Genomic DNA, 9,645 nt, shown 5'->3' with positions numbered 1-9,645 from the left:
TAACTCTTTACCATGCTGTTCAAAAAACACTCACGAAAGATCAACACGCCCTAGCCACTCTTTTCGATTCGCCTGGATTTAAGAACCAATACCTACTTAACGAGAGCTTAGAGATTTTGTCGTTGTTATCTAAGTCGGTAGCGATTGAGGAAGATACTCTCTTAAGGGCTCAGAGTATTATTAACATGATCCCAAGCTTGGATCAGGAAGACCCTGTTCTTTCTTTAGCCTCTGCAATAAAAAAAGTTGTTGAGGTATAGCCATGATAAAGGATGGAGTTACTTATACTGACGACGAGCAACAAGTTATTGACGATTATTTCAAAGATAGCGATTCAAAAGGTGAGGATTGGTCGAAGGGAGACTTTGACCCCATTAGAAAATCAATAAAGTTACACTACAGGAAAGAGCAGAACTATACATGCCCATACTGTAAAGTTAAAAACCCTGTGACACACGGAATGGCTTGGGATATCGAACACATAATACCCAAAGATAAGAAACCACTGTTCATGTTTGAGCCGAAAAACCTGTGTGTCTCATGTAAGGACTGTAATGGGGCGAAGGGGAATAAAGAGGTTCTTGTTAATAGTCGTCGAAAAACGTTTCCTAGTAAGAGCTCAGACTACAAACTAGTTCACCCCCATTTAGATGATTATGAAAAACATATAGATGCGGTTTGTCCGGGGGATTTATATAGGCCTTTGAGTGAGAAAGGAGAGTTTACGATTGTGACATGTAGATTACTCCGTTTCTATGGCTTGGTGGATAAAGAGCAACCAGACAATGAGATTGATGAACTTGCTAAGGCAATGATTAGCGCTTCTGGGGTTGCTAGACAGGTATTGGAAGACGAGTTGGTAAAGAGAATCAAATCAAAACAACAAGCCAATACAGGATAGTGAGTGAAGCCCATCACTGATGAGTTATGGGCTTTACTAGATTCCGTTTACTTAAAGAAGCGTAATTATTTGGCAGTTTCTGCTGCCAGTTCTCTCAACATGAATTGGTGGTTTAGGGCGCTCTTGTAGATCCTTTAGGGCTAGATTTGTTTCTTTACTTGTTAGCTTTCTACCTATTGTTTTTGTTAGTTCAGTTCGTTTGAAGCTATTAGTCTTAAGTTTTTTTGCTACTGTTAGGATGGAGTCCATCACGATTGAAGCATGTTCTTTTCTGCTTTGGTTCCTAAGGTTCTCCTCTTCAGTATCAAATATGTATGTTATTGATTGATGCCAAAAGTCGACCCAAGCACTTGCAGCTAATATATGCTTCTTTTCAATAACGTGAGATCTATCAAGCGCAGAAAATAGGCAAGCTAGTATCGCTAAGTAGTGAGGAGCCCTATACATTAAATTGGCTTCAGTAGACTCAATTTCTCCAAATGCAGAGACTCTTAATACTTCTTTTTCCCATATGCTTAGGCTATCTTCACTAAGCTGAATCGAACGTTCATCGGCATTACACCAATCCATGGCTTCGGCTAACTGCTTTGCGTAGGGTGCTAGTTTTTCTTCATCCAAATCCTTTGGAAACGGGATAACTGGTTTTGGCACTTTGAAGATAATTAAAAACCTATTTGTGAATCCGTTCTCTTTATGTCCTTTATTGGCTGATTGTAGGAACTCTGCCGGAGTAATGTGTCCATGAATGCAAACATGTGGATCGGTACACGTCACCCTATTGAATTTCGTTAGTGGCGCAATGTCACCGCCGTCAAAAAGTGTTCTAATTGTTTGGCTGAGATTGCTCTCACCGGATCTACACTTGGTGAAAATATTGGCAAATTCCTCTTCAATAACGCACAGTCTTTTATCTGTAGCGATAGTCACCGAGTTATCCTCCGATTCTTGTACGTCTCGGAGTTCGTAGGCGATGCCTTCGGTTGTTGATAGGCCACCTGAATGAACCTTGGCGAATAGATCGATCTCAGTAGTATCTTTCTTGGTATAGTTTTTAGCTTTACTGATGAATAAGTCAGCTCTACCTTCGCTGATTCCTTTTCCACCGCCTGTTTGCATTATTGATATACCGTTCATTCGTAGCTCGGTAATCATGGCACCATTTCTGAAAGTTACTTGGCCTTTTGGAATCGATGAACATATTCTTACCATCAACGACAACATTACTAATTCGGGTTGAGCTCTAAACCCCGAACAAAGAGTCTTGGCCGCACTACCTAATAGACCGTACAGGCCTTCTTCTCTAAGCGAAGGAAGTACTTTTACAAGCTCTTCACTTTCGTCATAACAATGTGTACGACGAGAAGTGTTGGAAGAGTGAGCTTCTTTTAAATGTTTGGTTTTTGAGGTTTCCTCTGTATATTCTCCTGATATAGATGGATCAACCTCTGAGTCTTTATTTCTTTCATCGATAATGTTCGAATCGGTTCTAAAAATCATTCTTAGATTATTTTTAATTCTATCAAGCAAAATATTATTCCTTACCTAAATTTCACGAAATTTATATTCTGGGTTTTTATACTCTTTTATCTTTTCTACGTGTGAAGTGCAGATGTTATTTATGGCTAAGCTTAATGTTCTTGCATTATATGAACGACTGTATACACTCGTTGTAATTGAATTAGAGCTATGACCAACCAATTCTCTAATGATATCTAGTCCTATTCCTTTTTGTTTTAATTCATCTATAAAACTGTGTCTAAATGAGTGAGCACATTTACCTTTCTCAATACCAAGTTCTTCTCTTCTTCTCGCAAACCATTTAGAAGCAGACGAAGAGTAGTAACCTTCACTGAGAGATAGTCCTTCAAAAAGCATGGTTCGCTCTCTTCTAGACTGAACAAAATCAATGAATCCAAGATCTAACAGTTTGTTATGAATAGGTACAAAACGAACCGAGTTTGGGCTTTTAACTCGTTGTCCTACAAATCCATTGCCGATTCTTATTCCCCAAATATCTTCATACTGGACGATATCATCTTTGTTTAATTGGCATAGCTCGTTAAGCCTTGCTCCTGTGAACCTCAGTAGTAGGGGCATCCAGTAATAATAGGTGTGAAAGAAAAATCCCTTCTCGTAGTCAGACATGCCAAAAATTAGATTGATGTCATTGTCGTCTAGCTTGTACCTAACGTCAGTAGCGTTTGCTCTTCTTGTTTTAAGACGGTAGAAGTAATTTTTATCAATATAATCCCTTTGAACTGCCCAATTACAAAATGATGAAAATTCCTGTACACACTTTTTCACTGATCTATTACTGATTGCTGGAGAACCTAATATATTAGCTTCTTTAATTAGGTTGATACCTTGTAGGTTTCTTAATATAGGGTTCTTTTTATAGTTCTTGGGGTATTTATATAGACAGTCTCTAATTTCTTCTGCATCTTCCCTATTCATTTCTCTTAAATCATGTTTTCCCCATATTTGAGAAATTCTTGTAAGGTTAAATTCAATACCCTCTATTGTTTTTGGGGATAGTTCAGCATCCCTTTTTTTGTAGTCAATATACTTTTTAATCAGTGTATTTAAGGACTCTGTATGTAACTCACACCTTGGAGTGGGTGAATATACTGATCGGATTGTTGTAATCAAAGGTTTAACAACAAATCTGATTTTCCTTTTTATTTGAGTAAACATGAGTTCTCCATTTTTCGATAAATAATGGAGAGGGCCCTCTCATGCGGAGCACTATAACCTATCAGCTTTCATTTGAAAGAGCTGATTGGTTGTATTTTGTTCAAAAGGTTTTTTGCTTTGGGGTTGTGTGATTTTTGTCACGCTTTATTCCTTGAAAATACAAGCAAAAAATGCTAGCAAGCGTTTTTTGCTTGTATAAGTTTTAATCTTTGAGACTGGGTAATCTAAAAAAATCGTTTTATATGTTTACTAGATATGCTTGAAATGGAATTTACGGCATCAGCTTTAGTAGATATGTCAATTTCCTTTCCGTAGCGTTCATATGAAATGGTCGATTGGGTGTGGCCAAGAAGCTCATTGGCTAATACTTCTGGAATCAACGCATTCTTTAAGCTACTTGCGAAAGTATGACGTAGAGAGTGGAAGTCATATCCTCTAGTAAAGCCAAGTGAACTTTTATATCGGCCAAACCATTTTGAAGGGCTAGTGCCATAGCCATCCCGCTCTAGTTTTAACTCATCAAAAATACGTTGTGACGGCCTTTTTTTCGCAAAGTCTATGAAACCTAGTTCCTTCAAAGTTCTATGTATGGGAATTAACCTTTCACTGTTTACGTTTTTCAGTCTTTTGTCCGAAGTGTCAGAATTTATTGATATGCACCAGACATTATTGATCTTAACAACATCGTTAGTATGAAGTTGACAAAGTTCATTCAAGCGAGCTCCTGTGTAAAGGCCTAATAGGGGAAGCCAAAACTGGTAAGGGTGTTTGAAGTCGTGGTTTAAGTAAATGGAAGAGCTGAACAGTTTTCTAAGGTCTTCATTAGAGTAAGCATGCTTTGATTGGCTTATCTTCTTATCACTACGAAACTTAAAACCTTTAAACGGATTTACGTCTGTAAGCTCCATTTGAACACACCATTCAAAAAATGAAGATGCTTTCTGGATATAGTCTTTTACACTGTTTTGAGAAATAGTTGGAAGCTGAAGCTTCTCATTAAGGGTAATGGCTTGAGAAGGTGAAAGCCCGCTAAATTGGCGGTGTTTTTTAATATTAGATGGAAGTTTTGTTAGCAGCTGTCTAACTCGTTCAGCATCGGCTCTGCGTATTGCCGATATGTGGTCTTGTCCTGAAAGTATAAGAACCAACTTACATTTGGCAACAGCACCCATGATGGACTTATTAGATATGTATGAGGATTTGTATTCCTTATAGTCCTCTAGGCATTTAAATGGACTATGTTTAGTCTTTGGCTGACGTGTTCTTCCAAGTGAATACTGGAGCGGGGGTGCTTCATTTGATAAAGGGGATGAAGAGGTAAGTTTACCCCTAATCTCAAGCTCTAGCTGTAGAGCTTGAAGTTGAGCTTGGGCTTTGGTGGTGGCCTTGAGGTGCTTTTTCACCTCATATCTATTTTCGAAATGATGGCGCTTTGATTTTGGGATCTGAAATCTAAATACCCAGATTCCAGTTTTGCTCAGTTTGAGATAGCGCATGTTTAGTACCTACTTTTAGTACAAAACTGCAAAAACTCATAGCTTAGAAACAAAAAGGGCGATAACTCAAAGAGTTACCGCCCTTTCCAAACGTTTGGTGGAGCTGGCGGGAGTTGAACCCGCGTCCAAAAATCATTCATCATTGGTACTACATGCTTAGTCGATCTTTAATTTCACCAGCAACCTGCGAACCGACACGCTAGTTAAAGGCTAACCTGAATTATAATTCGCGCTTTTCCTCTCAGGTGGGAGAAGCCACGCTAGCTAGTTTGGGTTTGATCTCTTATTGGTCCCCGTCTTACGAGCGGAAGCTAGGGTAAGAGAGCTCTGAGCAGGTTATTAAGCTGCTAGTGCGTAGTTTTCGTCGTTTGCGACTATTTTTTTGCGGCTTTTAACGTGGCCAACCGCCCCACGGCATGCACCTCAGACTTCAAAATTCCTGTCGAATCCTAAATCAGCCCCAAGTGTTATTTGCATAGTACCAGAAAAGCTTACCCTGTCTAGCACTGTGCGTTTAAGTGCTTAAAATTAACGCAAATTACTCTTCATAATTCGTGCTTTATCTCTCGCCCAATCTTTTTCTTTCATATCAGTACGTTTATCGTGCAGCTTTTTACCTTTCGCAACGCCAACTTTAATCTTCGCCCAAGAGCGAGACCAGTAAAGTGCGGTTGCGACAAGTGTCATGCCTTCACGGTTAATACGACCGATAAGGTTGTCGAGTTCTTTTCTCGACATAAGGAGTTTACGAATACGTGTTGGGTTCGCCACGATATGAGTACTCGCTTGAGTTAGCGGAGTAATCGTCATACCACTGATGAATGCTTCGCCATCTCGGATGTAAACGTAGCTTTCTACGATATTGGTTTTGCCTTCACGTAGGGATTTTACTTCCCAGCCTTGTAGCTCAAGCCCCGCTTCTATCTCATCATCGATGAAATATTCGTGGCGAGCTTTCTTGTTAAGCGCAATGGTATTACTACCGGCTTTTGATTTTGATTTATTCTTTGCCATAATGGCCTCATTATACGGATTGCGCCCTAGTTGGGGAATCCTTTTTATTTGCGCTCTGGCCCAATACAATTAAAATTGCAGTTTGTGTTAATGTAACGCTGTCTTTAACAGGAGTCTATATGCCAAAGGTTACTCGTTCAGCATTAGTGTCGTTTAGTGCCGACCAGATGTTCAGCTTGGTCAATGATGTTGCTCGTTATCATGAGTTTTTGCCAGGGTGTTCTGGTTCACGTGTGATCGAATCTTCAGATTCAACTATGGTGGCTTCGGTTGATGTCTCTAAAGCTGGTATCAGCAAAACATTTACTACATCGAACCGTTTAGCGGATGGTGCAGAGATTTTGATGGAGCTGGTGGACGGCCCGTTCAAGAAGCTGCAGGGTGGTTGGTACTTTACTCCGCTTGATGAACAAGCTTGTAAGGTTGAACTTAAGCTAGAGTTTGAGTTCTCTAGCCGAATGATTGAAATGGCATTTGGTAAGATTTTCAATGAGCTGACGAGCAATATGGTCAGTGCTTTTACTCAACGCGCGAAACAGGTTTACTAAGCCATGACTATTGAATCGGATATGATCCACGTAGAGGTTGTGTTTGCGCTTCCGCATGAACAGCGTGTGTTTACTTTGGTAGTGAACAAGCACGCGACCGTTGAAGAGATCATTGCGCAGTCTGGTGTTTTGGAATTGTATCCAGAGATCGACTTAGCGAAAAATAAGGTTGGTGTATTCAGCCGTAACGTGAAGCTTGATGCGACGGTTCGTGATAAAGACCGTATCGAAATCTACCGTGCGCTATTGGCAGATCCAAAAGAGATTCGTCGCAAGCGTGCTGAACAAGCAAAAGCGGCCGCAGCTAAATCGTAATGCTAAACAAATTTAAGTTAGAAGAGAGCTCGCATCTGCGAGCTTTTTTGTGCCTGTTAGTTAGACACAGCAGCTAATTTGTTAGCAGATGTTAAAAAGCCTGCTCATATGAGCAGGCTTTTGTGATTCTTGCTTTGTCGACTGATAGCTTTATCGGCTGAGAGTTTTGTTGACTGGAAAGCTAGCGAAGGCTTTCGAAGAACTCATCACTGGCTTCAAAATCACCATTGATCGTTACCAGAGTGCCCGTAGCATCAAAGTTTACGACAAGGTTTTTCTGAATAGGGTCGTTGTGACCTTTCTGATGGTGGTAAATGTAGTACCACGTATCTGGGTAGCCATTTTCGATAAGCATAGGTGAGCCCATAACGTAACGAACTTGTGTTTTTGTCATGCCAAACTTGAGCTGGTCGACAGCTTCTTGTTCAACATAGTTACCCTGATTGATGTCAATTCGATAAACCAACTTCTCTAGTAGAGAGCAACCGGTCAACATTGTTAGTGCAAGTGGAACTGCAACTAACCACTTTTTAATTCGCATAGTTTGAGATCTTTCTTCGCTAAAATACTGCCTGATAATAAACAAGCTCCAGCAAGAAGTAAAAAGCTCCTTGCGCTTTGAGCTTGTTATGACTGGCAATTTTGAATTAAGTTGCAAAATTGCCAAGAATTTTCGGTAAAATATCAGAAAGTTGCTGAATATGTAACCTAAGCTGCGATTAATAGCTCTTTTGCGTTGGCAAGCGTCGATTCGGTAATTTGGCTGCCACCAAGCAGTCGAGCAAGCTCTGAAACACGTTGTTGCTCATCAAGCGTGTGCATTTGAGTCTCTGTTTTGCCCGATTTCGTGTTCTTCGCTACAAACAGCTGTTGGTGACCGCAACCTGCCACTTGAGGTAAGTGAGTCACACACATCACCTGCGTAGATTCGCCCAGCTTGCGAAGCATTTTTCCGACAACCGCAGCGGTTGGTCCACTGATACCCACATCGACTTCATCGAAAATCAGGCTTGGTGTATCCACTTTTTGCGCTGTGATCACCTGAATCGCTAGTGAGATTCGTGATAACTCACCACCAGAGGCCACTTTCGCAATCGGCTGCATTGGCTGGCCTGGGTTGGTCGAAACAATGAAGGTCACGTTATCCATACCCAATGGAGAAGGGTGTGTGTTGGTGTTGTTCACTTCAATGGCAAACTGCGCTTTTTCCATGCTCAGTTCGTGCATGCTTTGCGTGATCAGCTTGTTGAGCTCTTTTGCGTAACGAGTTCTAGATTTATGAAGCTTCTCTGATTTAGCCACGAACGATTGGTATTGGTTTTCTACCTCGCTGGCTAATTCTTCCAACTTTTCATCTGAGCAATCAAGCGCTTCAACTTGTTGTAATAAATCTTGATGGTGCTGATATAGCTCTTCTGGCAACACGTGGTGTTTACGAGACATTGACATCACTTTTGAGAAGCGTTCTTCAACGTAAGCCATACGACCGGGATCAACATCAATGCTGTCTAGGTATGTTCTTAACTCGTTGTTGGTTTCTTCAATCTGAATAATGGCTTCAGAAAGCAAGTTCGGTAACTCGGCCAATCTTTCATCGAGCTCAGCTAACTGAATTAAGGAGTTATTGGCCGATTGCAGAATACCAAGCGCATTAACTTCTTCGCCTTCATAAATAAGCTCGATAGCTTGCTGACAGGTTGTGGCCAGTTCTCCGCTATTGGAGAGGCGCTTATGCTCTTGTTCGAGGTCTTCATATTCTTCCTCCCCAATAGACAGCTCATTTAACTCTTTGATTTGGTATTCAAGAAGTTGTTTTTGAGCTTGGTTTTGCTGGCTATTTTCACGTAACTCTTTTAAGTGGTTATCCGCTTGTCGCCACGCTTGGTAAGCATTACGTGTTGATTTCAATAGGTTCAAGTGGCCTGCGTATTGATCAAGCATGGCCATTTGGTAATCGCTTTTCATCAACTGGTGATGCGCATGTTGACCATGAATGTTGATCAATAGTTGTCCTAGCGATTTCAATTGTGAAAGAGGGACAGGGCTACCGTTGATGAATGCACGAGAACGACCTTCTTTTGAGATGGTTCTGCGCAGGATACACTCACTGCCATCAAGCAATTCGTTGTCTTCTAACCAGCGGGTAGCATGCAGATTGTTCTCAAGTAAAAAAGCGGCACTGACTTCGGTTTTTTCTTCACCTTGTCGAACCATTCCTGCATCGGACCTTCCTCCAAGGCACAAGCCTAAAGCATCGATAGCGATAGATTTACCCGCACCAGTTTCACCGGTGATTGTTGTCATGCCTTTAGAGAGTTCTAGCTGTAAAGACTTAACAATAGCGAAATTATTAACACTTAAATGAGCCAGCATTTTTATTTACCTGTATAACTGAACAATACTGTATATAAGCTCAGTATATACTGTTTCTTTATACAGTAAAGTCGGCGGGTGAAAATTTTTTGCGACAGCTCTCAGAATTAAGCTTGTCTGTAGATCACTGAAACCGCTATAGATTCCCAACTCGGTCGTTCCTTCCTCTTGGGACGATGTGGTGGATTGGCGTAAAGACAGAGATGGTGGGCTTTTAATCGGTAATAAAAAAGGCTGACGAATGTCGTCTAATGCCGATCGTTTAAGAAGACTTGAACGATCTTGCAGTTAGCAGATAATCCCC

The 9,645-nt window shown here is 40.9% G+C and carries 9 protein-coding genes, 1 other RNA gene and 1 pseudogene; 4 read left to right on the top strand and 7 right to left on the bottom strand.

All coding sequences use genetic code 11. The features are described from left to right. Positions 1–260: pseudogene (locus ACED45_RS23220) on the top strand (hypothetical protein); the annotation flags it as partial. A 2-nt stretch (positions 261–262) separates the two neighbouring features. Further along, positions 263–901 carry an HNH endonuclease gene (locus tag ACED45_RS23215; protein WP_330472279.1) on the top strand — a complete coding sequence of 213 codons (639 nt, stop codon included), beginning with the start codon at positions 263–265 and terminating at the stop codon, positions 899–901. Positions 902–952: 51 nt separating this feature from the next. On the opposite strand, the gene ACED45_RS23210 is transcribed toward ACED45_RS23215, so the two are convergent. The 5 genes from ACED45_RS23210 to smpB all read right to left on the bottom strand — a co-directional run bounded on the left by ACED45_RS23210 (position 953) and on the right by smpB (position 6,105). After that, positions 953–2,428: a DUF3987 domain-containing protein gene (locus ACED45_RS23210; RefSeq protein WP_371715125.1), complete on the bottom strand. Its 1,476-nt coding sequence runs from the start codon at positions 2,426–2,428 to the stop codon at positions 953–955. 15 nt (positions 2,429–2,443) lie between these two features. Beyond that, entirely contained in the window at positions 2,444–3,595 is a 1,152-nt protein-coding gene (locus tag ACED45_RS23205; protein ID WP_371715124.1) for a site-specific integrase, read from the bottom strand. Positions 3,596–3,819: 224 nt separating this feature from the next. Further along, the gene (locus ACED45_RS23200) at positions 3,820–5,091 is read right to left on the bottom strand and encodes a site-specific integrase (protein ID WP_371715123.1); all 1,272 of its coding nucleotides are present in this window, start codon (positions 5,089–5,091) and stop codon (positions 3,820–3,822) included. A gap of 95 nt (positions 5,092–5,186) precedes the next feature. Next, positions 5,187–5,553: a transfer-messenger RNA gene (gene ssrA, locus ACED45_RS23195) on the bottom strand. 66 nt (positions 5,554–5,619) lie between these two features. Beyond that, on the bottom strand, positions 5,620–6,105 hold the full coding sequence (gene smpB, locus ACED45_RS23190; RefSeq protein WP_371715122.1) for an SsrA-binding protein SmpB: 486 nt from the start codon (positions 6,103–6,105) through the stop codon (positions 5,620–5,622). Between the two features lie 119 nt (positions 6,106–6,224). Here smpB and ACED45_RS23185 point away from each other — a divergent pair, with 119 nt between their 5' ends. Together ACED45_RS23185 and ACED45_RS23180 are read left to right on the top strand one after the other, a co-directional pair. Beyond that, positions 6,225–6,653: an SRPBCC family protein gene (locus ACED45_RS23185; protein ID WP_017106599.1), complete on the top strand. Its 429-nt coding sequence runs from the start codon at positions 6,225–6,227 to the stop codon at positions 6,651–6,653. Positions 6,654–6,656: 3 nt separating this feature from the next. Further along, positions 6,657–6,968: an RnfH family protein gene (locus ACED45_RS23180; protein ID WP_009848325.1), complete on the top strand. Its 312-nt coding sequence runs from the start codon at positions 6,657–6,659 to the stop codon at positions 6,966–6,968. A gap of 181 nt (positions 6,969–7,149) precedes the next feature. On the opposite strand, the gene bamE is transcribed toward ACED45_RS23180, so the two are convergent. Together bamE and recN are read right to left on the bottom strand one after the other, a co-directional pair. Next, entirely contained in the window at positions 7,150–7,509 is a 360-nt protein-coding gene (gene bamE / locus ACED45_RS23175) for an outer membrane protein assembly factor BamE (RefSeq protein WP_009848326.1), read from the bottom strand. A gap of 167 nt (positions 7,510–7,676) precedes the next feature. Then, positions 7,677–9,341 carry a DNA repair protein RecN gene (gene recN, locus ACED45_RS23170; protein ID WP_333918858.1) on the bottom strand — a complete coding sequence of 555 codons (1,665 nt, stop codon included), beginning with the start codon at positions 9,339–9,341 and terminating at the stop codon, positions 7,677–7,679. Positions 9,342–9,645: the final 304 nt, after the last annotated feature.

The organism is Vibrio crassostreae, from assembly GCF_041439375.1.
In the GTDB taxonomy this organism is placed as follows: domain Bacteria; phylum Pseudomonadota; class Gammaproteobacteria; order Enterobacterales; family Vibrionaceae; genus Vibrio; species Vibrio crassostreae_D.
This window is presented reverse-complemented; position numbering and strand designations above follow the sequence as displayed.